The organism is Candidatus Cloacimonadota bacterium (assembly GCA_028706475.1).
In the GTDB taxonomy this organism is placed as follows: Bacteria; Cloacimonadota; Cloacimonadia; order Cloacimonadales; family Cloacimonadaceae; genus UBA5456.
Map to the genome: position 1 here is coordinate 24,370 of JAQWBI010000009.1, position 25,996 is coordinate 50,365.

21 protein-coding genes, 1 tRNA gene and 1 pseudogene are annotated in these 25,996 nt (G+C 48.4%); 7 read left to right on the plus strand and 16 right to left on the minus strand.

Annotated elements, in window-relative coordinates; all coding sequences use genetic code 11:
- Nucleotides 1-10: 10 nt before the first annotated feature.
- The 3 genes from PHF32_03110 to nuoE are packed head-to-tail and all read right to left on the minus strand — an operon-like array spanning nucleotide 11 to nucleotide 5,535.
- Entirely contained in the window at nucleotides 11-3,289 is a 3,279-nt protein-coding gene (locus tag PHF32_03110; GenBank protein ID MDD4559722.1) for an FAD-dependent oxidoreductase, read from the minus strand.
- Nucleotides 3,290-3,295: 6 nt separating this feature from the next.
- Nucleotides 3,296-5,062 carry an NADH-quinone oxidoreductase subunit NuoF gene (locus PHF32_03115; GenBank protein ID MDD4559723.1) on the minus strand — a complete coding sequence of 589 codons (1,767 nt, stop codon included), beginning with the start codon at nucleotides 5,060-5,062 and terminating at the stop codon, nucleotides 3,296-3,298.
- Entirely contained in the window at nucleotides 5,059-5,535 is a 477-nt protein-coding gene (gene nuoE / locus PHF32_03120; protein ID MDD4559724.1) for an NADH-quinone oxidoreductase subunit NuoE, read from the minus strand. Before nuoE ends, PHF32_03115 begins: the two co-directional genes overlap by 4 nt.
- A gap of 635 nt (nucleotides 5,536-6,170) precedes the next feature.
- Here nuoE and PHF32_03125 point away from each other — a divergent pair.
- The 7 genes from PHF32_03125 (at nucleotide 6,171) to PHF32_03155 (ending at nucleotide 14,178) form a co-directional block, all read left to right on the plus strand.
- Nucleotides 6,171-6,854 carry an ABC transporter ATP-binding protein gene (locus PHF32_03125; GenBank protein ID MDD4559725.1) on the plus strand — a complete coding sequence of 228 codons (684 nt, stop codon included), beginning with the start codon at nucleotides 6,171-6,173 and terminating at the stop codon, nucleotides 6,852-6,854.
- Nucleotides 6,835-8,067, plus strand: a complete 1,233-nt coding sequence (locus PHF32_03130) for an ABC transporter permease (protein ID MDD4559726.1) — start codon at nucleotides 6,835-6,837, stop codon at nucleotides 8,065-8,067. The genes PHF32_03125 and PHF32_03130 overlap by 20 nt, the downstream gene beginning before the upstream one ends.
- 1 nt (nucleotide 8,068) lies before the next feature.
- A complete protein-coding gene (locus tag PHF32_03135) occupies nucleotides 8,069-9,145 on the plus strand; it encodes a YihY family inner membrane protein (protein MDD4559727.1) in 1,077 nt (358 codons plus the stop codon).
- Nucleotides 9,138-10,685: a bifunctional phosphoribosylaminoimidazolecarboxamide formyltransferase/IMP cyclohydrolase gene (gene purH / locus PHF32_03140; GenBank protein ID MDD4559728.1), complete on the plus strand. Its 1,548-nt coding sequence runs from the start codon at nucleotides 9,138-9,140 to the stop codon at nucleotides 10,683-10,685. Before PHF32_03135 ends, purH begins: the two co-directional genes overlap by 8 nt.
- Before the next feature lie 48 nt (nucleotides 10,686-10,733).
- Nucleotides 10,734-10,824: transfer RNA gene (locus PHF32_03145), tRNA-Ser, on the plus strand.
- A 110-nt stretch (nucleotides 10,825-10,934) separates the two neighbouring features.
- Nucleotides 10,935-12,659, plus strand: coding sequence for a signal peptide peptidase SppA (sppA, locus tag PHF32_03150; GenBank protein MDD4559729.1), 1,725 nt, complete (start codon nucleotides 10,935-10,937; stop codon nucleotides 12,657-12,659).
- 1 nt (nucleotide 12,660) lies between these two features.
- Nucleotides 12,661-14,178, plus strand: coding sequence for an Rne/Rng family ribonuclease (locus PHF32_03155; GenBank protein MDD4559730.1), 1,518 nt, complete (start codon nucleotides 12,661-12,663; stop codon nucleotides 14,176-14,178).
- Between the two features lie 337 nt (nucleotides 14,179-14,515).
- Here PHF32_03155 and PHF32_03160 read toward each other — a convergent pair whose 3' ends face one another.
- From PHF32_03160 to PHF32_03220, 13 genes and pseudogenes are all read right to left on the minus strand, one after another.
- On the minus strand, nucleotides 14,516-15,265 hold the full coding sequence (locus tag PHF32_03160) for a D-alanyl-D-alanine carboxypeptidase family protein (GenBank protein MDD4559731.1): 750 nt from the start codon (nucleotides 15,263-15,265) through the stop codon (nucleotides 14,516-14,518).
- Between the two features lie 37 nt (nucleotides 15,266-15,302).
- Entirely contained in the window at nucleotides 15,303-16,694 is a 1,392-nt protein-coding gene (gene rmuC / locus PHF32_03165) for a DNA recombination protein RmuC (protein ID MDD4559732.1), read from the minus strand.
- Between the two features lie 110 nt (nucleotides 16,695-16,804).
- A complete protein-coding gene (locus PHF32_03170; GenBank protein MDD4559733.1) occupies nucleotides 16,805-18,103 on the minus strand; it encodes a serine hydroxymethyltransferase in 1,299 nt (432 codons plus the stop codon).
- Nucleotides 18,100-18,534, minus strand: a complete 435-nt coding sequence (rpiB, locus tag PHF32_03175) for a ribose 5-phosphate isomerase B (GenBank protein MDD4559734.1) — start codon at nucleotides 18,532-18,534, stop codon at nucleotides 18,100-18,102. The genes PHF32_03170 and rpiB overlap by 4 nt, the downstream gene beginning before the upstream one ends.
- Nucleotides 18,531-19,439 (minus strand): phosphate acyltransferase, encoded by a 909-nt coding sequence (locus tag PHF32_03180; GenBank protein MDD4559735.1) that lies wholly within the window; start codon nucleotides 19,437-19,439, stop codon nucleotides 18,531-18,533. The genes rpiB and PHF32_03180 overlap by 4 nt, the downstream gene beginning before the upstream one ends.
- On the minus strand, nucleotides 19,436-20,347 hold the full coding sequence (locus tag PHF32_03185) for a phosphate acyltransferase (protein ID MDD4559736.1): 912 nt from the start codon (nucleotides 20,345-20,347) through the stop codon (nucleotides 19,436-19,438). Before PHF32_03185 ends, PHF32_03180 begins: the two co-directional genes overlap by 4 nt.
- A gap of 28 nt (nucleotides 20,348-20,375) precedes the next feature.
- The gene (locus PHF32_03190; protein ID MDD4559737.1) at nucleotides 20,376-21,578 is read right to left on the minus strand and encodes a hypothetical protein; all 1,203 of its coding nucleotides are present in this window, start codon (nucleotides 21,576-21,578) and stop codon (nucleotides 20,376-20,378) included.
- Between the two features lie 199 nt (nucleotides 21,579-21,777).
- Nucleotides 21,778-22,377, minus strand: a complete 600-nt coding sequence (locus tag PHF32_03195) for a penicillin-binding protein activator LpoB (protein MDD4559738.1) — start codon at nucleotides 22,375-22,377, stop codon at nucleotides 21,778-21,780.
- A 615-nt stretch (nucleotides 22,378-22,992) separates the two neighbouring features.
- A complete protein-coding gene (locus PHF32_03200; protein MDD4559739.1) occupies nucleotides 22,993-23,268 on the minus strand; it encodes a response regulator in 276 nt (91 codons plus the stop codon).
- Between the two features lie 174 nt (nucleotides 23,269-23,442).
- Nucleotides 23,443-23,844, minus strand: coding sequence for a pyridoxamine 5'-phosphate oxidase family protein (locus PHF32_03205; GenBank protein ID MDD4559740.1), 402 nt, complete (start codon nucleotides 23,842-23,844; stop codon nucleotides 23,443-23,445).
- Complete coding sequence (locus PHF32_03210) at nucleotides 23,841-24,611, minus strand: ABC transporter permease (GenBank protein ID MDD4559741.1); 771 nt, start codon at nucleotides 24,609-24,611, stop codon at nucleotides 23,841-23,843. Before PHF32_03210 ends, PHF32_03205 begins: the two co-directional genes overlap by 4 nt.
- Nucleotides 24,612-25,265, minus strand: coding sequence for an ATP-binding cassette domain-containing protein (locus PHF32_03215; protein MDD4559742.1), 654 nt, complete (start codon nucleotides 25,263-25,265; stop codon nucleotides 24,612-24,614).
- Nucleotides 25,266-25,737: 472 nt separating this feature from the next.
- A pseudogene (locus PHF32_03220) lies at nucleotides 25,738-25,836 on the minus strand (mechanosensitive ion channel family protein).
- Between the last annotated feature and the right edge of the window lie 160 nt (nucleotides 25,837-25,996).

Here is a 25,996-nt window from a genome sequence, read left to right on the forward strand (position 1 = left end):
TTAGTGTTATCTAGAAGCTTACGGGGTTCTTTCTCATCTCGTACAATCTGCTGATCTCCAGCTCCAGAGGGCTGTTTGCGGATACAGCAACCTCATTCAGATCTGCCTTATCTACTCCACTAAAGCTATGTGGGGTGTATCCTTGCAGCTCTTTTATCAGTTCTTCTGCAAGATTGTTCCAATACGGGATATCTGCTGTTGCAGGAGAGATGAGTCCTGTGCTGTAAAACAGCCGTGAGAGCTCGCCAAACAGAGATGATCTGAGAGGATTCTGGAACAGTGTGAGCTTGCCTCCATCACCGATAGCATGCGCTTCCAGCTCCAGATAACTGGGTTCGGGAAGGATCAACTGGCAATCGCAAGCTTCAGCTTTATATGATGTTACACACACCTTGAACTTGGCATCTGCAGATGAAGCAGAGCCGAAGCTGATACTGAAATCAAGCGAACCTTCAGAAATTGGACGAGGATTAAGCGCCACAAATCCGCTGTGATTCATGTAATCCGTAGTATGCATAACATTCTTTTGACCAGCAAGATTCCACAACTCTCCGGCAAGGCCCTCTGGAATGCGGTTCTGGTTGTAGATAAACAGGCGCCCGGCCTTGGCTTCCAGCTTGCTCAGATCGGGATAACTCTCATCTGCAAACTTTGTAAAAGCGTCATCTTTCGGCATTGCAACCAGGATCAGCTTTTCCCCTTTCATCTGCTGCAAACGGAGCATACTAAGTAGAGTGCGGTTTAAACTCCCTACCAGTACATACTCATTGAAATCTGCTAGGCGTTCAAGTGGATTAACCTTCGGGCTGATATCCAGATACCTGTCGCTAAATGCTCTGTAACTTGCGTCCGCACTTAGTTCACAATTCAAGGCATTGGCTATTCTACTGGCCACCAACATTTCTTCCAGACTGATGTGAGGGCTAATTTCCACACTGCTGCTTCGCGATACTTTTAGTGCGCTTTGCATCAGATCCAAGGCCTCGCCCCAGCTGATCTGACTGTATTCGCCATTCTTTAGCATCAGAGGATTCTGAAGTTTGTTCTGGATGGCCTGCCAACCAAAGCGCCCCTTGAAACAGAGGTTTTTGCCATTGAATCCGGCTTCATCTGGAGTGGTGATACGCGCTACTTCCCTAGCCTGGATTTCTACTGAAATATCACAGCCCACACCACACAAAGCGCAGTTTTGCCTAATCTTATCTTTCGGAGCTGGATTCATTTTATAGTGCAGATTACGCTCCACCAGCGCTCCCACGGGACATACTTCGATGCATTTCCCGCAGCTCATGCAATTGGTCTGAGTTAAAGACTCTCCAAATTCAGGTGCCATCACGACTGTGAAGCCTCTGTATATGAAGCCCAGAACGCTTGCGCCCTGGATATCAGAGCAGGTACGCATACAGCGGGCACAATTGATACACTTGTTGGCATCACGAATGATGTAAGGATGGCTGTAGTCAATAGGATGGCGGGATATTCCACCCATAAAGCGATCTGGATCTATCTCGTATTCGGAACAGTATTTTCTGAGGGAGCATTGAGTGTTTACCTGACAACCACATTCGATGCAACGTGCAGCTTCTGCTCTGGCTTGAGTCTCGCTGAAGCCGGTTTCTACTTCGTTAAAAGTGCTCTGAGCCAGCTCCAAAGGGATCTCCGGCATCTTCTCACGGATTTTCTTCTTGAATCCTTCGTATTCCTTGTAGGATACATCCTGCACGCGTTTTGCCTTTTTGGAGTCAAAGACAAATCTCGCTTTTGGCAACTCTCCTTTCAGCAGGTATTCGCTGATGGCTTCGGCTGCTATACGACCATCCGCAATCGCTTCGATGGCAGTAGCTGCTCCGCGCTGGAAATCTCCTCCAGCAAAGATGTTTGCTACTCCGCTGTACATGGTGTGATCATCCACGATTGCAGTCTGCCAGCGGGAAATGGGGAATTTTTTGCCTTCCACTTCGTTTTCGGGCATGGTAAAGGGGCTTACATCCGGTACTTGTGAGATGGCGGCGATAATGCTGTCATAGACCTCTGTGAAGTATTCACCGGTAGGTTCTGGCCTTCTTCTGCCACTTTTGTCGGGCTCGCCCAAGCGCATCTTTTCGATCTTAACTTTTTTTAGAGTGCCATTCTCCCCCAGATACTCCACGGGATTACAGAGGAAGTGGAAATGCACTCCCTCGTGTTTCGCAGCTTCGATCTCGAAAGGCTCGGCAGGCATTTCTTCCTTGCTGCGACGATAGATTACAGTTACATCGCATCCCAATCTGATAGACGTGCGGGCGCAATCGATGGCAGTGTTTCCTCCTCCTACGATAGCAACCTTCTTGCCTATAGCATAGGTATTGCCCTTGGCATGCGCTTTCAGAAAATCCACTCCCAGATAGCAACCGTGCAAGTCGCTTCCGGGCACGGGCATCGCCACGGCATTCTGTGCACCAACAGCCAGATACACGGCATCGTAATCCCGGCTAAGGCTTTGCAGATCAAGCTCTTTACCCAGTGCTTTACTGTAATGGATTTTCATGCCTCCGCTGCACATCATGGCGATTTCTTCGTCCAAGACCTTTTTGGGCAGGCGGTATTCGGGGATGCCAAAACGCAACCAACCACCGCAAGCATCTTCCGCCTCATACAAATCTACAGTAAAGCCTTCAAAGCTAAGATAGTAGCCGCAAGTAAGGCCGCTTGGCCCACCGCCGATGATGGCCACTCTTTTCCCGTTGTCGCTTTTTCGTTCCGGAACGTACTGCCAGTAGTCTTTCAGGTCTTCATCCGCAGCAAAGCGTTTCAACTGTCTGATAGCGATAGGTTCATCCACTATCTGCCGGCGGCATTCCGCTTCGCAAAAGGCGGGACACACTCTGCCGATGCTTAATGGCATGGGAAGGGTATCTTTGATTACTTTCACCGCTTCGTGGTATTTGCCGTTGGCGATTAGCGAGACATAGGTTTGGATGTCCACATGATCCGGGCATGCCACCTTGCAGGGCGCTTCACAATCCGCATAGTGATCGCTGATCAGGAGTTCCAGCGCCATTTTCCGAGCCGCATGGATCTCTTCGCTGTCAGTCGTGATCTGCATTCCGGGGCTGATAGCCGTTCCGCAGGAGGTTACAAATCCCCGCTTGCCTTCCACTTTCACCGCACACACCCAGCAAGAGCCGTAGGGTTTCAATTCTTCGTCATTACACAGCGTGGGTATGTGGATGCCCTGACTTTTTGCCAGTTCCAGAATAGTGATGCCTTCGGGGGCTTCGATGCTTTTTCCGTTCAATATTACTTGCATGCTATATTATCCTTTCCTGATCGCGTTGAATTTGCACACTGTGTAGCATGTCCCACAGTGTATGCATTTTTCTTGATCGATTATATGTGGTTGTTTGATGGATCCTGAAATGCAGGAGACCGGGCATTTCCGCGCGCAAGCCGTGCAGCCGATGCATTTGTCTGCGATCACTTCATAACGGATCAGAGCAGTGCAGACTCCGGCTGGGCAGCGTTTCTCCTCTATATGCGCCAGGTATTCGTCCATAAAATAGCGCAACGTGGTCAGCACCGGATTGGGAGCCGTTTTTCCCAAGCCGCATAGGGATGCTTTGCAGATATTGGAAGACAGCTCTTCCAAACGCTGAATGTCTTCCGGAACACCTTTTCCTTCGGTGATGCGAGTTAATATCTCCAGCATGCGTTTGGTCCCGATACGGCAGAAAGTGCATTTTCCGCATGATTCGTTTTGGGTAAAATTCAAGAAAAAGCGCGCTACATCCACCATACAGGTACCTTCGTCCATCACCACCATTCCCCCGGAGCCCATAATTGCACCAGTGGCATCGATGGAATCATAATCCACAGTGGTATCCAGCAATGACGCCGGGATGCATCCACCGGAGGGACCGCCTATCTGTACTGCTTTAAAGGGCTTTTCGGTCTTCATGCCTCCGCCAACTTTATAGATGATGTCCCGAAGCGTGATGCCCATCGGGACTTCGATCAGACCGCTGCCGGCGATCTTGCCTGCCAGGGCAAATACCTTGGTTCCGGGCGATTTGTCGGTACCAATCTTGTGAAACTCGCTTGCACCGTGATTGATGATCCAAGAGATGTTTGCCCAGGTTTCCACATTGTTGATATTAGTGGGACATCCCCACAAACCGCTGGCAGCTGGATACGGAGGGCGAAGGGTGGGCATGCCGCGTTTGCCTTCGATGGAATGCATCAAAGCTGTCTCTTCTCCGCACACAAAAGCTCCTGCCCCTTCTTTGATATGTAAAGTGAAATTGAAGCCGGTTCCCAGTATGTTTTGTCCCAAAAAACCATGCTCTTCAGCGGCAGCGATGGCCAGTTTCAGATGATGGATCGCCTTGGGATATTCGGCGCGGCAATATACATAGCCTTCATCTGCACCAATAGCATAAGCACCGATGATCATGCCCTCGATCACATTGTGCGGATCACCTTCCAAAGTGCTGCGATCCATAAATGCTCCGGGATCGCCTTCATCGGCATTGCAGACCACATATTTCTTTGTGCCTTTGGAATCACGGGCAAGGCTCCATTTCTTGCCGGTGGAAAATCCTGCCCCTCCGCGACCGCGCAGACCGGAATCCGTTACTTCGTTCAGGATATCTTCCGGTTTCATTGCTAGAGCCTTTTTCAAAGCGGAGTATCCGTCTTTCGCGATATAGTCTTCAATCGATTTGGGATCTATTACACCGCAATTGCGCAGTACAATCCTGGTCTGTCCTTGCAGCAAGCTATTGCAACTGCCTGGATGAGTGTCTGCCAGTATGATGTTGGCTTTCGGAAGCTCACCCCTGCGATATTCTTCGATAATGTCTATAATCCTGGCGGGATCTACTTTACCCAGGCTCAGTCTGCCCGCAGTGCCGCCATCAAGTTCCACAATCGGTTCTTCAAAACACATGCCGATGCATGCGGTTTGTTTTAGCTCCAATCCACCCTGGCGGTCATTGTATTCTTTTATTGTGTTGTACACTTCCAAGGCCCCGGCTGCTACTCCGCAACTAGCCAGGCCTACTTTCACTGTGATCGGTTTCATTGCTCCTCCACGAAAGAGTAACGCTCCAAAATGGCCGGTATGGCTTCGGGACTCAATTTTCCATAGGTAGTGTCATCTATCATAATCACCGGAGCCAGGGAACAACAGCCCAGACACGCTACTTCTACCAAAGTAAAGTTCATGTCACTGGTGGTATCTGCGCCTTCTTCCAGTTTCAAAGCGGAAATCAGCGCATCTTTGATGCTGTCAGCATCTGAAACATGGCAGGCTGTGCCTTTACAGACCCTGATGATGTGCTTTCCCTGAGGCTTCAGTTTGAATATCGAGTAAAAGGTGGCTACTCCGTAGATATCTGCAGCGGGTATACCCATTTCCCGGGCGAGGTAACGCATAACATCTTTGGAAAGATAGCCGAACAGGTGCTGTGCTTCCTGCAGGAGAGGGATCAGGACTCCGGGTTTACCCCGGTATTTTTCGATCATTGCGTCCAGCTGTGTGAGGTCTTTATCCATCGCAATTCCTTTTGCTTAGCTTTTGTGGTAACTGCAAATCCTGCAAGAGGATAACTGCGCTTACCAATACGGCGATAAATCTGAGTAAGGGCAAAACTGTCAAATAAAATATACAGTAACCAGCTTTTTGCCACTCCTGGACTGGTAATGAACACAATGGACAATTGATAATGGAAGCTTCCAGCAGCAGGAGATGACTTGGGTAAAGATCGCTGTCGCAATACAGACGTGAAAATGTCCTGATGTGCAAAGCTACAATACAGATAGGATAGAAATTTGGCAATTAAAAATCATCGGTGTGGGGGATAAAGAGTTATATAGCATGCAGATCATGCAGATCGAACGGGTTTACACAGATTATTCTGTTTGAAGAATGTGAAATTCTCGCTACGCACAGCTCCAACTGCAGCACCAGTGTGAATTCTGTAGTGCCGAAATAGATATAGTCCCGTTATCATCTAGTCGTCACTCGATGATAACGGCTTTATATCTGCTTCATATCTATTTCAGCAAAAGGGGGAGATAGCACAATGAGGGAAATACTGTTAACCCCGATGTCAGAATTCCGGAGGAATTATATTGACACTTTTGGCATATTGCTTGTTTTGGCATATATAGGTGGAAATATTAGTCTTATGGAAATCATCAGAACCATCTCTATGGTCAAGGATTATGACCTTGGAAAAGTAAAAGTAAGAGCATTGAACGGGATTGACGTCAGCATCTCTTCCGGGGAGTTTGTCGCCATAATGGGGCCTTCAGGATCAGGTAAAAGCACATTGATGCACATTATCGGCTGTTTGGACAGACCCAGTGCGGGAGAGTATTATCTGGATTCGGATCTTGTGAGTAAACTCCCTAAAAAGGCTCTGGCGGGCATCCGTAATCGCAAGATAGGTTTTGTGTTTCAGTCTTTTAACCTCTTGCCTCACCTGAGTATCCTGAAGAATGTAGAATTGCCCTTGATGTATTCTGGAGTCTCAGCGCGAAAGCGTCGTGCGAAAGCCTTGGAAATATTGGATGGTGTAGGACTCTCTGATCGTCTGAAACATAAACCCAATGAGCTTTCTGGGGGGCAGCGGCAGCGCGTGGCGATCGCCCGCGCTATTGTGAACGATCCCTCAATTCTCCTGGCAGACGAACCTACCGGAAACCTGGATTCTCAGGCTGGTGGAGATATCCTGGAAATCTTTGCAAATCTGCACAGGGCCGGCAATACGGTGATCATGGTTACCCACGATCCAACTGTGGCAAGCCGGGCAGACCGTATTATAAAAATCAAGGACGGACTGGTGGATAATGGCGATCTCGCTGAGTGAATCACTGCACATCGGAATCTCCGATATCATGACGCGTAAAGTGCGCAGCTTGGTGACCATTCTGGGCATAGTGCTGGGTGTGATGTGCATCATGGTGGTCTTGGCGATCTTAAGCGGGATGAACGCCACAACGCTCAGTTGGATGGAGGAAAGCGGAGGTATAAACAAGATTGAGGTGGGCAGGAATTGGGATTATGACTTCAGCAAAGGGGGATATGCCTCTCTGGATATCTATGAGGTGAACCGCATCCGGGAATTGATTCCCGAAGCTAAAGCGATGAATCCCACGATAAATCTTTGGGACTCTCAATTGAGTTTCAAGGGCACTACATACGACGGCCCCTGCCTGGGTGTGATGCCGGATTTTCAGATAGCGGAAAACTGGTATATAGATAAAGGAAGATTCATCAATAATCTGGATGTGCGAGAAAGCAGTAATGCAATCGTGCTGGGTTCCTCCGTAGCGCGTGATCTCTTTGCCGGTAAAGATCCTCTGGGGCAAAATGTTAGCGTGAATGGAGTGGTGTTTCGGGTGATCGGCATCATGACTGAGAAAGTGTGGATGAACGAATCTGGCGGTATGTGGAGCGGCAACGTGATGGAATACCTGAATCAGCGCAGTTTCATTCCGATATCGGTGGCAATGAATAAGTTTGGCGGCGATAATAAAGTGGACCAGATTCAGGTAATAGCACACAATCCCGAGCAAGCATTGGCCCTTCAACAAAAGCTGAAAGGCATATTACTCAATATCAAGCGTGGGAAAGAGGTGTTTCATGTCTCATCGGCAAAGGAAGATATGATGCAGATGGAGCAGAACGCAAAAATCTTCAGCATGATCTTTGTGCTGATCGGTGTGATCTCCCTGTTGGTCGGCGGAATCGTGATTATGAACATAATGCTGGCCTCCATCAAGGAACGCACGCGGGAGATTGGGGTCAGGATCGCCGTAGGAGCGCGCAGATTCGACATCTTCATCCAGTTTCTGGTACAAACTGTATTGGTAACCGGTATGGGAGGTCTATTGGGAATAATCTTGGGATACTCCATTCTGGATATGGTAGGCAAGTTTTTACAGATGCCCTTGATAGCAAATCCCTCGATGATAATGACATCATTGTTGGTCTCGGTGGGAGTGGGGCTGGTGTTTGGAATTGCCCCTGCCATCAAAGCAGGAAATCTGGATCCTGTTGTAGCCTTGAGGGAGGAATGATATGGGAAAGAAGAAACGAAGCGGAAAGTCATTTGTGTACAATATCTTAAGTGCAATCTGGCGTAAGCTCGTAGTTAGTTTGTACCGCATCTGGCTGAATATCAGCAATCCCATCCGGCGCAAGAAGTTGTGGAAGAAATCCAGCAGCTTCGTCTCCCTGGTGATAAACTGCAGCATCAAGAAACGGATCCCGCGGGAAGCTGGTAGCCTGGCCTATGTAACGATTTTGGGATTCATTCCCTTTATTACCTTTATCGTGATGATTGCTCCTGATCTGCCCTTTCTGAACCTGAAAGACAAGATTGCAGACGTGGTGGCAAAGAACTTCATTCCAGGCTCGGCAGAAGCGGTGATGGATATGATCAATGAGATGATCGCTCGGAGGATGGGGCTAAACATCATGGTCTTTGCCATCCTGCTGATATCCTCGTATCTGCTGTTCAATAATATTCGAGCCACTTTCGACAGCATCCTCAGCACTCATGCGCGGGAGAATCCCGATATTCTGGCTCAGTTTGTGAAGTTCTTTGGCACGCTTGTCTTTGGTTTCATTATCTTGGTACTGCTGTTTTCCAGCTCCTCTTTACCTATCATTTCGCGTTTGGTAAAGCTGAAGATATTCACCTGGCTGATGTTTATCCTGCCTTTTGTAACTCAGTTTATGGCGCTATATTTCCTCTATAAGCTCCTGCCCACTGCACGTATCAAACAGCGAAGCCTGATCGTGGGGACATTCTGGACTACCGTTATTTGGTCCCTGATCAAGACGTTTTTTGATTATTATATCTATAATATCACCAGTTATCAAGCCGTTTATGGCGTGCTGGCAGCTTTACCGATCTTCCTTTTCTGGATCTATGTAAACTGGCTAATCATTCTGGGGGGCATAGTCTTGGTGAGTGTTATCGATAAAGATGTGCGTGAAGAGGTGATTCAGAAAAAACCGGAACAAGTGGTAAAGGTAACCTTGGAGATGTACAGCGACAGTAAACTGAACAATCGCTTGGAAACATATATAAACAAGAAAGATATAAAAGATTTAGTCGATCAATTCGACGAGGATGGAATTCATGAATAAATACGCACTTATCAGCGTATCAGATAAAACTGGAATTGAGATTCTGGCCATGGGACTGGAAAACTTGGGCTATACGATTCTCTCTACCTCACGTACCGCCAAGCATCTAAGGCAGTTCTGCAATTCATTGGTGGAAGTGAGCGATTACACCGGCTTTCCGGAGATTCTGGACGGTAGAGTAAAGACCCTGCATCCCAAGATTCACGGTGCGATCCTGGCGGATCGGAATAAAGAGAGCCATTTGCGCAGCCTGAAAGAACACGATATAGGACAGATCGATATTGTGGTAGTGAACCTCTATCCCTTTGCCGAAGTGAGGATGGAGGAGAACAGCAGTCACGAACAGATCATAGAAAACATCGATATCGGGGGGCCCAGCTTGATCAGGGCTGCCGCAAAGAATTACCGCAATGTAACCGTGCTCTGTGACTATCGTGACTATGAGCCGACTCTGGAGCATCTGAAGCAAGATAGCCAGATCCCGGAGTGCTGGAGCAGTTATTTAGCGCAAAAGGCCTTTGCTATGGTGAGCAATTACGATGCTGTGATCGCTGATTATCTGGAAGACTTCCGCAGCGAAACCGTTCCGGAAGAGAGCATGCCTCCATTTATCGACATCAGCGCAAACAAGCATCAATCCCTGCGTTACGGCGAGAACCCACATCAGAAGGCTGCATTCTACACCTGTCACCCTGATGGCTGGAATGTATTGCACGGCAAGGAACTATCTTTCAACAACATTATGGATATCGATGCTTCTCTGAAGGCGATACGCTTGTTCAAGGATCCTACTGTAATCATCATCAAACACTGCAATCCTTGTGGCATAGGCAGTGGTAGCAATCTCTCCGAGGCATACCGGAACGCTTTTGCAACAGATACAGTAGCTCCCTATGGCGGCATTGTGGTGGTAAACAGGCGCTTGGATTTGGAAACCGCCGTGATGATAAACCGCATCTTCACCGAGATCATCATCGCACCTGGTTATGAGAAGGGAGTGCTGGATGTCCTGATGAAAAAGAAGAGTCGCCGTTTGATCTCTTACGAGCCTTCTTTCTTGATCAAAGCCTCAAACCGGTATGAGATCAAGACCATGCAGTGGGGTTATTTGGCCCAGGAGTGGGACTTGGTGGCGGAAGACATCGGATCCTGGAAGGTGGTGACTCAGCGACAGCCCTCTTCGGAAGAATTTGACGCCATGGTGTATGGCTGGAAGGCTGTAGCACTCTTGAAATCCAATGCCATAGCCCTGGCTTATCCCAATCAGATAGTAGGCTTTGGCATAGGACAGACCAGCCGCATAGACAGCACATCGATCGCGATATGGAAAGCTAATAAATTCAAACACGAACTCAGTAAAGCCGTATGCGCTTCAGATGGCTTTTTTCCCTATCGAGACAGCATCGATGAGCTGTATCAGGCGGGTGTGAAAGCGGTGATACAACCCGGTGGCTCCAAAGGTGATGAAGAATGCATTCAGGCCTGCGATGAGCTTGATATGACGATGGTATTTACCGGATATCGACACTTTAGACATTAAAATGTTTGACAGAATGGCGCTCGTGAAAAGATTGGCAAATGTGCTTGCGGAGATGTGTCCGAGTTGGCTGAAGGAGCACGATTGGAAATCGTGTAAACGTGTGAGCGTTTCTAGGGTTCGAATCCCTACATCTCCGCCACGACTTTTTTATTGTTCAGGGGAAGGCTTTTCACAAAACCCATCTTTAGTGCAGCTTGTAATAGAGCTGCATTCCCTTTTAACAAAACCATTTTTACGAAGGAGGCTCAGATGAGCACCAGAAAGATTATCATGATCGTAGTAGCAGTATTGATCGTACTGATTGCCCTTTCCTTTTGGACGGGCAAGCAGATTAGTAAAATAAGCCAGGTAGGCGTTCCAGTCACCCCTGTAGAAGCCGGAAGCTGGTTACACTTGAATCCCGGAGCATACATCCCTGAATACAGCGAGATATTACCCTTCAATATCTTTGGTATGAAGGAGATGAACAGTATGCAGGGATTGGTGGCCAAGATTCGTAACGCCAAAAGCGACAAGCGTATAGACGGTATCCTGATCGAGCCCATGGGCCTACAGGTCTCCTATGCCACTTTGCACGAACTGGAACTGGCAATACAGGACTTCAAGACCAGCGGCAAGCCCGTGGTGGCTTTTGGCGATATGATGAACCAGGGAGACTATCTGCTGGCCAGCTTTGCTGACGAGATATACATGGAACCCTCGGCTTCCGCAGGATTGATGCTTACCGGCAGCTCTGCCAACATCACTTTCTACAAGGAAGTCTTCGACAAAATCGGCGTGAAGATGCATGTGATCCAAGCCGGTGAGTTCAAAGGTGCTGGAGAGCCCTACAGTCAGACCTCTCTTTCTGAAGGAACCCGTGCCAATATCGCCGAGGTAATATCAGATCGCTTCAACCTGCTTACAGATGGCATTGCAAAACGTAGAAACATCACAAATGACGATGTTTTGGCAGTTTATAACAACCGTGAGGACTTCTTTATCTCTGCCGATCAAGCTCTACAGATGAAGCTGATTGACAAAGCTGAACCGCGCCGTGCCCTCATCGATAAATACGCAATCGACAAGGACAAGCTGGTAAGCACTTCATCCTATAGTGTGCGCTCTACCGCCAGCAAAAACGCTCTGGTGGCAGTAGTATATCTGGAAGGTAACATCATGGGCAGCACCGGTTCAATGGGTCAAAGCATCATCTCTCACGCAAAAGTAAGTAAGATTGTAGAGAGCATCGAAGCAGACCCTGCAGTAAAAGCGGTGGTGGTTAGAGTAAACAGTCCTGGCGGCAGTGCCTTGGAAAGTGAGTATATCTATCAGGAACTCAAGCGCTTGAACGACAAGATTCCCGTGGTGATATCCATGGGCGGAACAGCGGCGTCCGGAGGTTACTACATCTCCTGTGCTGGTCAATATATCTATGCTGATCCAGGTACCCTGACCGGTTCGATCGGAGTAATAATGATGCTGCCCGAAGCCACCGAACTCAGCCGTAAAATCGGCGTGCGTTCGCAAACCATCAAATACGGTAAATATGCCGGAGCACTAAACCCGTTGGAACCCTATCCCGCTGATCTCCTGGCTTCACTCAAACGCGATTCACAGGGCACATACAATGAATTTAAAGACCGCGTGATGAGTGCCAGAAACATCAGTCCTGAAAAGATTAACAGCATTGCTGAAGGTAGAGTTTACAGTGCAGAAGACGCTATGGCTTTAAACCTGGTGGATGAGATCGGTTCTTTGGATGCCGCCATTGCCAAAGCCGCACAACTGGCCGGGCTTCAAGACTATAGTTCCAGGAACTTCCCCCGCAAGAAATCCCTCCTGGAACTGATGAAAGACATTGAATTTATGAATATGCAATTGAAGAATCTTCTGAAGCACAGCGAATGGAATCTGGAAGAACTGGCAGAGGCCATAATGGCGAAGATTGAGCTACAGGAATGGCTATATCTGATGCCGATCAAGGTCGACTAGTATGCGTAAAAACAGTGTAAACACAGAAATCATTGTAAATGTGCATCCCTTGGAAAAGCGAGTAGCGATCCTGGAGGACAACCGACTGGTCGAGCTTTTTATAGAGCGCAAAGACCGCCAAAACCCAGTGGGAAACATCTATAAGGGCATAGTGAAGGATGTCCTGCCGGGCATGGGCGCCGCTTTCATCGAGATTGGCCTGGAACGCACGGCATTCCTGCATTACAGCGATATCGTATTGGACTTTCTGGAAATCTATGAGGACGAAAAGCCCCGTAAACGCCCCAATCCTGCCGATAGCTCTCAGATAGGGAAGTTGTTGAAACCGGGACAAGAGATTGTGGTGCAAGTGCATAAGGGACCTATTGGCTCCAAAGGCGCTCGACTTACCGGCCAGATTTCCGTCCCCGGAAAGTTCCTCGTTCTATTTCCCAATAAAAACAAGATTGCCATCTCGCGGAAAATTTTCTCACAGAGTGAACGCTCCCGCATCCGAAACATTCTTGCCGATGTGAAAGACCCAGCTTACGGATTGATAGTTCGCACTGAAGCAGATGGTGCAGATGAGGACGATATCCGTAATGAATACAAGGCTTTGGCCAAGACCTGGCGCCTCATCGAAAAGCAACTGCAATTCGCTAAAGCTCCGGTCTGTGTATTTGAAGAAAACGCTCTGGAAAACTTCCTGATCCGCGATCTCTTCGGTGAGCACGTTGATCGCCTCGTGATAGATGATAATGGCTTTTACAATAATATCTTACATCAATTGGAGGATATCTCTGCGGATCTGATCCCGTCTGTGGAGCTTTACAAGGAAGACAGCCCAATATTCGACGCCTGGTCCATAGAAAAGAAGATCGAGACCATTTTCCACTCCCGCATATATCTACCCTCTGGCGGCAATATCAAGATCGAGCAGACAGAAGCCCTGGTGGCCATCGACATCAATACAGGCAGTTTCACCGGCAAAAGCCACTACGATGAAACCGTGCGCAAAACAAATCTGGAAGCCGCTGCCGAAGCTGCCCGGCAAATCCGCCTGCGTGACCTATCCGGGGTTATCGTGATCGACTTCATAGACATGACAGACGATAAGTTCAAAGCTGAAGTGCTGGATATATTACGAAAAGGGCTCCGGCGGGATCGCGCCAAAAACAAGGTGTATCCTTTTACTGATCTGGGTATGGTGCAAGTGACCCGTAAACGCATGCGCGCCACTATTATGGCAAACTTCTCTGAACCCTGTCCCTTCTGTAACGGCAGTGGTCGCATCATCAGCAAAGATGCCGTGACCATGCGTATTTATCGCTGGCTGGTTCGCAGCGAGTACTTCATTCGCAATAAAAACCTGCGCATCATGGTGAATCCCGAGTTGCTGAATCACATCAAGGTACACAACGAGGAATTCATCAATTATCGGGATCAGATAGATTTTGCCGAAGACAGTGCGATAAGAGTAGATCAATTCAAGGTTTTCAGCTTACCAGGCATGGAGGATGTAACCTCGAAGTATTCTTGATACTGTTTCAAAAACCCAATTTGGTTACAATTCAGGCGGATACTCATCCGCCTGTTTAGTTGTGGAACGGTGAATACTAGTCCAATACGCGGTTGAACTCGGATAATGCTATTGGAGTGCAATTGACCTTATGTATATTAATGTATACCTCAGAGGTCACTGTGTACGGTTCTTCCCACCTTCAACCTCTCTGTTTCATCGGGATATGAAGCAGTTATAATCGGGTTATCATCGAGTGACCACTGCATTATAACGGCTTGATATCAGCTTCGGCACAGGGTTATCTTCAGGGGATCTTTCCAGTGGCGAAGCTGAGAGATGAGTTGGTTAAAGGAAACTAAGGTAGGAGGGAAGGCGACACATTTGCCACATATTCGTTGATAACATCGAAATCCCGAGCAAACTCCGCTCCGGTAAAACCCGTGATGTCATCGTAACTTACCTGTCTGAGATATTCTTGCAAATAATGGCGGGATAGGGGAAGATAAGTCCAATGCCAGGGTTCATAGCTATAGCCACCTTCTCGATCAGAGCTGTAAACTATATTAAATCCATAGCTTGTGGCGTTGTTTTGTAGCCATTGTAAGTTTCGTTTGCCAATGGGACTATCCCAAAAAGAGAGCTCAACTGAGCAGAAATCTACATCTGTGCCCCAGTGATGGCGGGATGTGGTAGGCATGGATGAACTTTTGAGGATCTCTGTGATGATACTTCGTTTGCGATCCTCATCCAAGCTCTCAAAGTGTTGTCCACCATGCAGTTTGATCTTTCGTTCCCAGATAGTCTTTTGGAGATCGAAACTCCAGGTAGCGGAGACCAGATTTAAAAAGATATCGTCCCTTGCGGCAGCAGCAACCAACGAATCCAGCGCTGCCTTTGTGCGTTTATGCAGATACATTCCGGGATAATAGTTGTAACTGTGGATGAGCTCAAAATCGGTATTCTCCGCGGGTTTGAACCTGCCCATAAGCAGTGATTTTGAGACTGGTTCCACAGCAGGTGCCGGGCTGGAAATCGGGACATCTTCTACTTCTGTGGGAACCATGCCGCTTGTTCCGGCCAAGCAGGGCAAAATTATTATTGCCAAAAGGATTAGAAGCCTTTGTCTTTGTTCTGAGATGCGCTTAGGCTTCGTCCTCATCATCGACATCATATACAAGCTCGCTCAAAGCTGGCTTGCTGCTTTCGGGCAATTCTTCCACGTTGCGCAGTTTCTTCACGATCTGGCGGCTGCGATGGCTGGCGTTATCCAGTTCACGACCGGCTTCATCGATCTTTTTGCGGGTTTTATCCAAGACCTCTCCAAAGAGCCCAAATTGCTTTTTGACCTCTGCCAGGGTCTTCCACACTTCGCTGCTTTTCTTTTGGATGGCCAGGGTTTTGAAGCCCACTTGCAGACTGTTCAGCAGAGCGGAAATGGTGGTGGGACCGCAAAGTATCACAGAGTAATCCCGCATAATCAGTTCGAAGAGACCGGGGATGCGCAGGACTTCGGCATATAGACTCTCGAAAGGTAAGAAAAGTAGGGCAAAATCTGTAGTGACCGGGGGATTGATGTATTTGTCCCGGATGTCTTTAGCACTGCTTTTAATGCGATTGACAACCGCTTTTTGATAGATGCTGATGCTGTCCACATTTCCGCTTTCATATGCATCCACCAGCTTATGATAATCTTCGATTGGAAACTTGGCGTCGATGGGCAGATACACTCTGCTGTTATCGTCGTCTCTGCCGGGTAGGGCAATGGCAAATTCTACCATAGCATCACTGCGTTTATTGGGTTTGTAGTTCTTTTCATACTGCCCGGTAGTGAGGATATCTTCCAGGATGTTTTCCAGTTGCAATTCGCCCAATACACCGCGGGTTTTCACTCCGATCAGAGCTTTCTTCAAGTCCCCCACGCCGGTGGCAAGATTGCGCATTTCCCCCAAGCCTTTATGAACGGCTTCCAGCTGTTTGCTTACTTGGTTAAAGGATTCTCCCAAGCGCTTTTCCAGCGATGCGTGCAGCTTTTCATCCACGGTCTTGCGCATCTCCTCCAGCTTGTTCTCATTACCGTTGCGGATCATCTCCAGACGGTCTTCTACGCTCTTTTTGAGCTTTTCGGATTGTTCACTACTCAGGTTGCTGAGATCACCGAACTTTTTGCTCAAGCTTTCGGTGAGATTATCCAGGGATTTCCCAAGTTCGGCGCGGTTTTTGGCGGAATCTTCATTCATCAGTTTGCTCAAGGCGGAAAGGCTCGTACTCAGTTCTGTGCGGGAATCTCCGGCGATTTTCAATTGGCTGTCGCTGAAGTTTTTGATCTGGGAAGCAAGCTCGAGGCGATTGTCTGTATTCAGCTTTAGAAGGTCTTGCCTGAGGCTGTGGCTTTCGTCTTTCAAGGTGCGGGAAAGCATCTCCAGTTCTGCCTTTAGAAGCGTAAGTTCTTGCTTCTGATCCTGGGGTAGGCGTCGGAGTATGATTGTCATTAGGATTATGCTGATGGCCAATAGACCTATTATAATGTATTCCATATCATTTGCTCCCAAATAGTTGGGACTATGCCCGTGGAATGTGGGATTCCACGGGCTGCCCCATAGCTGCCGGCACTCATAAGTCTGTAGGGTGCCGGTGAATAGAGTGTTTATGCGTTCAGTTCAGGATAGAGCGGGAATCTGGCTGTAAGTGTGCGTACTTCCGCTTTGATCTTGGCCAGTTCTTCTTCGTTTTCGAAATTGTCGCGGACTCTGCGGATGAGGGCGGCGATGGTCTTCATCTCGTTTTCGCCCATACCGCGAGTGGTTACGGAAGGTGTACCCAAGCGGATACCGGATGCCACAAAGGGGCTGCGGGTATCGAAGGGGACTGTGTTCTTGTTGGCAGTGATTCCTGCCAGATCCAAGGCTTCTTCCATCTTTTTCCCGCTGGGACCGCCCTTTTCTTCTGGGCCTAGATCAATCAGCATCAGGTGAGTGTCGGTGCCGCCGGAGACGAGGTCAAAGCCTTCTGCCTTCAGAGCACTAGCCAAAGCTGTGGCATTGTCCACCACCTTTTTCATGTAGGATTTGAAGTCTGGGCTCAGCGCTTCACCAAAGGCTACGGCTTTTGCGGCTATAGCGTGCATCAGAGGGCCACCCTGGATGCCGGGGAACACCTTACCGTCGATCTCTTTGGCATATTCTTCTTTACAGAGGATGAGGCCGGCACGTGGACCGCGCAGGGTTTTGTGGGTTGTGGAAGTTACAACGTCGGCATATGGGACGGGATTTTCATGCAGACCGGCAGCCACTAATCCGGCGATGTGAGCCATATCTACCATGAATTTGGCTCCTACCATGTCAGCGATTTGGCGGAAGCGGGCAAAATCGATCTTGCGGGGGTATGCTGAAGCTCCGGTAAGGATCATCTTTGGTTTGTGTTCCCTAGCCAGGCGTTCGATTTCTTCATAGTCGAACTGTTGGGTATCTTTGTTCACATTGTAATGGATCACGTTGTAAAGCTGACCGCTGAAGGATAGCGGGTGGCCATGAGTGAGATGGCCACCGTGAGCCAGTTCCAGAGCCAGAACTGTATCACCGGGCTGAACCAGAGCGAAATACGCGGCCATATTGGCTTGCGAACCGCTGTGGGGTTGCACGTTAGCATGTTCGGCACCAAAGAGTTGTTTGGCGCGTTCGATGGCCAGGCGCTCAACTTCATCGATGAATTCGCAACCGCCATAGTAACGTCCGTATAGACTATAGTTTACTTTGCCGGTCTTTTTGCTCCAGCGGTAGGGGTATCCCTCGGCATACTTGTTTGTAAGAATACTGCCTTGGGCTTCCATAACTGCTAGTGAGGTAAAGTTTTCGCTGGCAATCAGCTCCAGATTATCCTGTTGCCGGCACAGCTCTTTGGAGATAGCGGCAAATACTTCGGGATCCTGTTTTTGGATGTGTTTCACTTCCTTTCTCCTTGATGTATTTTATTTATTCTGTTTTCGTGTCTGCCCCCGGAATAGGGAGTTTCTAACCAAGTTTGTACAATCTCGATGGCGTAAGCAGTGGCGGTGAAACGTCCTGCCAAAACCAATACATTGGCATTGTTGTGCATACGGGAAAGCCTTGCTACATCTGTGATAGAGCATAGAGCTGCCCGTATACCGGGTACTTTGTTTGCAGTGATGCTCATACCGATTCCGCTGCCACAGATCAGGATGCCCATCTCGCACTCGCCGGAAGCAACCGCTTTAGCCGCGGGGTAGCCGGTATCGGGGTAATCCATGCTGTCTGTACTGTGAGTACCAAAATCGATAAACTCGTGTTGCTGGAAGGCCAGTTTTATCTCTTCTTTCAAAGAGAATCCGGCATGATCGGCGGCTATTGCCAGTTTCATCGTTCCTCCGCCATCAGACAACTGAGGGCTATGCAATAGTATTTGGAGTTTTCGCTCTCACTGCGGCTCATCACCACTACGGGCTTTGTGGTTCCCTGGATCAATCCGGCGAGTTCACCTTCGGCAAAGAGCATCAAACCCTTGTAGAAGGCGTTGGCTGTCTCCAGATTGGGGAAGATCAGGATGTCGGCATCGCCGTCGACGAGGCTTTGTACGCCCTTGATCTCTCCGGCTGCAGGATCGCAGGCCAAAAAAACGTCCATGGGGCCATCGATAACGCATCCTTTGATCTGTCCGCGTTCTGCCATCTTGCAGATCAAGGCGTAGTCAATCGTATTCGGCATGGAGGCAGAGACCTTTTCCGTGGCGGTGATCAGGGCAACTTTAGGACATTCTATGCCCAAAGTATGCGCCATCTTCACACTGTAATTTACCATGGCAATCTTTTGATCAAGATCCGGACACGGCAAAACGGCAGTATCAGAGATCAGGAGCAGTTTGTGGTATTTGGGCAGCTCCAGAGCGCAAGTGTAGCTCATTATAGCTTTTGGTGGTAGCAAGCCGCGTTCTTTGGAAAGCACTTCGCGTAGGAAATTGTCTGTGCCTACCAGGCCTTTCATCAAGACATCCGCAGCTCCGGTCTTCACCATGCGAACGGCTTCACGGGTCGCCAAATCCATTTCCGGCAAGTCTATGATACTATAAGCATCCGCTTTGATGGAGAAGGGGTTCAAAAGCTCTGTGATGCGGGCTTTACTGCCGATCAAAATGGGGTATACAAAGCCTTCGGAAGCCGCTCTGCAGATGGCGCCGATGGTATTGGCGTCTTCAGCCATGGCCACGGCAATCCGTACTTTTTGGGACAGAGATTGTGCCTTTGCAGCTATTTCGTTCAGGGATTTCATGAGCTGTATGCCAGCATCGCCGCCAGGGCAATGGAATATAGTTTGCTGCGCTCGCTATCGCCGCGGGATGTGAGCACGCAGGGGACTCTGGCGCCCATCACTACGGCGCAAAGCTCGCTCTTCAGCAGCTTTACCACGGTCTTGTAGAAGGCGTTTCCAGACTCTATGTTTGGGAAAAGAATGCAATCCGCATCTCCGCAGACATCACTCTTCATGCCTTTTATTTGTGCGCTTTCTTTGTCGATGATCAAGTCCATACCCAAAGGGCCTTCGATGGTTGCGCCTTTGATCTGGCCACGTTGCGCCATCTTCGAGATGATGGCTGCATCAGCACAGGAAGGGATCTTCGGCAAGGTCTGTTCACTGGCCGCCAAAAGCCCTACTTTGGGATTGTCTATACCCAGAAAGTGAGCGGTTCTGATCAGGTAATTAGTAATGGTGACTTTCTGTGCCAGATCGGGCAGGGGGATGATCGCCACATCACCGAAAATGAGCAGTTTATGATAGTTTCTGGGCTCAGCAACAGTCACGTGGGAAAGGATTGAGCCCGGATCCATTAGTCCCTTTTCTTTATCCAGGATGGCCCGCATATAGCGGTCTGTAGAGAGCAGCCCCTTCATCAGGAAATCACCCTCACCTTTGTTGATTAAATCCACTGCTAAAGCGGTTGCGGCAAGATCGTTGTCGCTATGCACGATCTTGATGGTGCCGGCATCGATGCCGTGTTCATTGCATACTGCCTTGATCTTTGCCTCATCACCCACCAGGGTGCCTTCGATGATGCCCATTTTTACTGCTTCAGAAACAGCCATAATAGTGTGAGTGTCTATTGCCCATGCTGCAACAAGACGTTGTTTAGTACGAGTTCCCAGAATGTCAAACATCTGGTCCAGTTTACGAATTTCCATCGTTACTCCATTTATTAGTTATGCTTACTTAAAAATACCATGAACAAATCAGATTGGGCTGATTGGGGGCGATGTCCAGATTGCGGGTCTCGCTGTGCACCAGCTTGCCTTGGGGCGAGAAGTATTCCAGGCGCAGACTCTGTTCACCTTCCGGAACAACCAGTTCCGTAATTAAAGCTTCGGAGGGAAAGAACTGAGATATCCTCAGATCGGCGTCTTCACTGAGGAACACCGCAGCATCAGCAACCAGGCCAAGCAGAGTTGCACCAAGGTCCGAAGATTTTTCTTGGGCTTTCTTCTTTGCTTCTTTGGCTGCGAGCCCCTTCAGAACAGTACGGCTGGCGCTTTTGAGAATGATCATTGGCTCTTTGAGTTCAAAGCTCTTGCGTGCTACCAGACTCATGTCTTCCAGCTTGTTCAGGCTTTGGCGTCTGCCATCAGAGAGAACCACATCCACTCTGGCTACCTTGGCACTGCGTTCTTCCAATGTGGGGATGGAAAACTTGAAGTAGTAGCCTTCGTCTATGCCTTCCCAGGGGATCACGTCCAGGTCGGATGTCTGTCCTACCGTACCCAGGATCAAGAGGTCTTTTGATGTGTGGATATGCATTTCCAGAGGACTCTTATAAGGCCCTCGGTTTACAAAGCTGATTACACGCAACACATTGCCCTTTGCCGTGTCTTGGGGATGGATGAGTGCCGGAGCTGGAAAGGGATATAACTCCGGTTGGCTTTTGAAGGCATAAAGCACGTTATCATAATCGATGCGGGCGTCGTCCATTTGCCCGTTGGCATCGTACATCAACATACTGATGTAGCGTGCCAGAGCTGAGGAATGGAAGCGACCGCGAGAGCTTTTCAGCTTTACTTTGGCTTTACTCTCCGTGCCCATCTCTTTGGCGAGACGCGCATACTTCTGCTCCAGCAAGCTCAATTTATCGTCCACACGACGTACTTCCACCATCGCTGCGTCACGATTGCCCAGTTCCAGGTAGTTGATGGCCTTAAACACGTTGATATAGATGTCTTCGTAGTCTTCCCCGGAATACTCCAGGGTGGGATCGTTCAAGACCATGGAACCGGTAGCTCTGATCACACTTTTGGTATAGAGCTCTTGGATGGCATCTTCCGCTTGCTGCAGCAGTTCATTGCTCTGCTGCCAATTACCTTGATAATGGTGGAGCATTCCGGCATCGAGATAATATAGCAAGCGCTCTTTTTGCTTGTACATGCCGGGCTTCTCCACTATTGAGAGAGCTTTTGAAATATCCCTAGCGGCTAATGCCTTATCCAGATCCATCCGTGTACGATAGGATGTGATGTTTGCCGCACAGGAGCAGAATAAAACAGCAACAAGCATTGGCAGAATCCGCACAAGGATCCTGCGAACAGAGCTGTTCCGCTTGTTTACCGGGCTCATTTACTGCTACTTATTTAAAGCGATTGCGCTCAACGAGCTTCATGATCTCTTTATTACCTATCCAGACCGTTTCCGTGGTTTCCACATCGATGAGTTCCAAATCTACCTGATAGTATTTGGCTGAGGTGCGGTCCACGCTGTCCATGATGGTCTTCAAGGTACCTTTCAGCATGTAATCTGCCCCCAATTCTTGCGCCATTCTCTTGGCAGTCTCTTCAGACGCGAAATACTGCTGATCGGTGCGTTCGTCACGCACTTCGTCGCGCATATCTTTTGACGCTACAAAGCGTACGGCTCCGCTGTTGATAAGCTCGCGTGAGATGTCGCTCACAAAGGTGCCCATCTCGATATGTTCACTTGAAAGATTTCGCATGGTGCCGATAATCACAACCGGGCTGCGACCGTGTTGTTGTTGAAAAGTGCTCAACCAGGGGCGGGACACAACGTCCCGGATCATTTCTTCTGCCACAAGGCGGCTGTCTGTAGAATTCCATTTCCCACTCAAATCGGCAACGGTATCGGTGGGTACGCGCTGAACCTTTACACTGGGACCGCAGGCTGCTACCAGCAGTGCCAGGCAGATCACGACCATCATTACTATTCTTTGCATCTTTCCTCCATCTATAGTATGGGCTTAATTATATTATGAGACAACATATTAGCTCGATCCTCAAGGAATGTTTGTATTTTGGAATAAGGAACGCAAGGTCACTTTTTTGTCAAGCCAAAATTCCCGTTTTCCGCTTAACTATCTACGTCTTGACCATTCATGACTGGTGACAGACCGGGTTATCATTGAGGCACAGTATTTGAAGGCATCACGAAAGAGCTTTGACAGTAATACCCCTATATATGCCATTTTCCTGCACATAGATACCTGTTTTGAGACAGATTTGGTAAGAATCTAAGGCTAATTGCCATGGAGCACTAGTGACTCGTCAAGGTACGAATGTCGTTTTCTACTGGGCTGCCATACTACAATTTGGCAGATAATCCACCGACCGGTTCAACAGCTTTATTCCTCCTCTGGATTATCGATACTTGAACCTGATATTATCGGGTTATCATCGAGTGAACACAGGATGATAACGGCTTGATATCAGCTTCAACACTGCATAGAACAAAGGGAATGAGGAGAATGATTCAAAAGCTCCCTTTGGTCGTTGTGGTACTCCAAGCTTGACATGACACTAGAAGCTACCGCTGATGGATGCAAGGTAACACTCTATTGATCCAGGATTTGGCGTATAACGGGACTGATCTGGCTGGCAGTAAATGGTTTGGGTATGAAGGGTATTGTGTTTCCCAGTAGACCATTACTAAGGACTATGTCATCAGTGTATCCAGACATAACCAGGATCTTTTGAGCAGGCTGCAGTTTCTTGACTTCCTCCACCAATTCCATACCGTTCATCCCAAGCATTACGATATCTGTGATCAGGAGATCAGGGCAATTGTTGAAGCGAAAGTATTCCAGGGCTTCGCTTGCTGTTGATGTCAAAAGCTAGGATAACACCGGGATGCAGGCGGTTAGCGCTAGACAGTGCCGCTACGAAGTAGTTGCCCCAAAATACCGGCATCATATACAGCGATTCTCTGCGACCCAACAGCATTAGAAAGTTCGCGATCAACACCGAGCACAGAACGCTCAAGATAAGATATAACACAGCCTTACTTACACTCTTGTTTCCCAGTTTGCTCCAGGATCCAAATAGCGACAGCTATCTACGAAAAGTTCGTACAACACATAGTCTGCATCGGAAGCGTCCTTCCAATATTGATAAATAAAGGGGGCAAAATCCGCTACGGATTTCTTTACGGAGAGGTCTGTAATAATCTCCAGATTGCCGGCGATCCGAAAGTAACCGTTACCCCGCGCATCACTTTGCAACACAAGACACTCCACCTGTGGATTAGCTTTGATCTGAGCTACTTTGGCATCTTGACTGCCGGTAGCAAAATAAAGCCTGCCATTTTGGTTGATCATGGTCATTGGCCGCAGACTGGAACGGTTATTTTTGATAGTGGAGACCACAGCCATGTGAGTGGGAGCGGGAAGTTTGATTGTGCTTGTCATATTTCCTCCAGGGGCAGATAGTATTTATCGAAACGCTTGCGTAAGTAAAGCCTGATGCCCAGATAATCTGTGAGGCAGACTCCGCTGAAAATGGCAATCATTATCATCATCTGATACTTGATGGCCACCAAGGGTGAAGCTCCTCCCAGGATCTGGCCGGTCATCATCCCAGGAAGACTAACGACGCCCATGGAGGCTACAGAAAGCAATTGCGGCAATAAGGAAGCATGCATAGCCTTGCGAAAGGTAGGCAAAGCTGCTTCCCAGAGTGTCGCTCCCAGACTAAGGCGGGTGTAATATGCCTTCCAGTTGTCGGTAAGTCCGCTTTCAAAACGCTCCATAGCCAAAGCCAAGCTGTTCATGCTGTTGCCCAGAATCATACCGTAAATGGGGATGGCGAACTCCGGAGAGAAAATGGGTTCGGGGCGAATCACCATGATCAGGATCCATGGCATCACCACTAAACTGGTGCTTAACAGTGCGGTAGCAAAGATGGGTAACAAGATGCGACGCTGAAATTTGAGCCTACTTCGCAAGGTGAAAACTGCGTTTGAGACCATTACCAGCATCCACAGCAGTGTGAGCCAGGAGATCCTTTGAGTGAAGAGGAATTCCAGCCAGACTCCCATCAAGCTCAATTGTACAATCATTCTGCCGAAGGAACTGAAAAGCTGACCGATCAGCTTCAATTTCAACTGAATAAAGATCAGGATCGGGAAGATCAAAAGCAGCAGGGCAAATCCTAATCCAAGATATGAGATATCCATTCACAGCTCCTTGTTATCGATGACCATGCCGTCTTTCAAAGTCCAGTTTCGGTCCCAACGGGCATGCCACAATGGATCGTGGGAGATCGCAATTACTGCGCCGGGATAGTGCTTGAATATGCAGTCCGAGATAATCCCGGACGTATTCTGATCCAAAGCAGAGCTAATTTCGTCCAGCAAAAGTATCTTGGGATTCAACAGCAAGGTTCTCACCAGGGCAATTCGCTGCTTCTCTCCGCCGGATAGCTGTTCGGCTTGCTTTGTAAGATGGCTTTCAGGCAAACGAAAGTTCTGAAACAGACCCAACATACGCTCTCTGCGCTCCTCGCTTCTGTGGGATCGGTTGGAGTGGAACCACAGCGGTTCCAGCAATATATCCTGCACGGTTCCTTCACCCAGATAGGGCTCTTGCATCACCATGCAGATTTGGCTGCGTAGCTCAAAAGGAGGGTACTCCCGAAGATCTTTGCCTTCGTACAGAATGCTGCCTTCATAATTCTGATTCATCAGATTCAAAGTGTTCAACAATGAACTTTTACCCACACCTGTAGGTCCCACGATCAGAATCCGTTCCGATACTTTCACACTGAGCCTGATGTCAGATAGCAGCGTTTTATCGCCGTAATATAGACGTTTGATGTCGATTTCCAGCATTTGGACTACTCCCGTGTCCTGTAACTAATGTATGTAACAATTATTCTGCTATGCTTTGCGTCAGTACCCATTCTGTCAATGAATATCTGCATTTCGTGAAATTCATCGGGGCTATGGGTACTTGTCCCACCGTAATGGAGGATTCCGATTGTATCGGAGCTTTCCGAAGCTCCGGTGTAATAGTGGACGTTTAGAATAAATTATAGCTAGGGCCAAGACCCAGCATTTGTTTCCATTGCATTTCGTGTACTTGTTCTTTGTCGTAGCGCATTTCAAATAGCAGGTTTGCGCTGATCAATCCAAAGGGTTTGGTAGTTAGTGTATTTTTCCACACCATGTCCGGGGATTTCCAATCATCGGTTGGCAGATCGTCTTCTTTTGAATTAAAGAATGCTTGATACACTTAAAACCTGCCGCAAAAAGTGGATTGTAATGGGGCATCGATCTGCTTCTTCAGTTCCGACACAAACTCAAGACCGCCGTCTAGAGTAGCAGCACCGAAGATGGCTACTAAAGATGTGGTCTGTACTCCCAGTCGAGCGATCGCGGCAATTGCCCCAAAGGAAAGGATGATTCCATCATTAGCAGCATTTAGACTATACCAGTTAACATAATCAGAAAACAGCGAAGTGTAAGAAATATAGTAAAAAAGTAAGTTAATCGCCTCAGTGAAGATTTGCAGTTGACAAATCTGAGGGACTCACAATATTGCAAAAAATTGAAAACTGGAA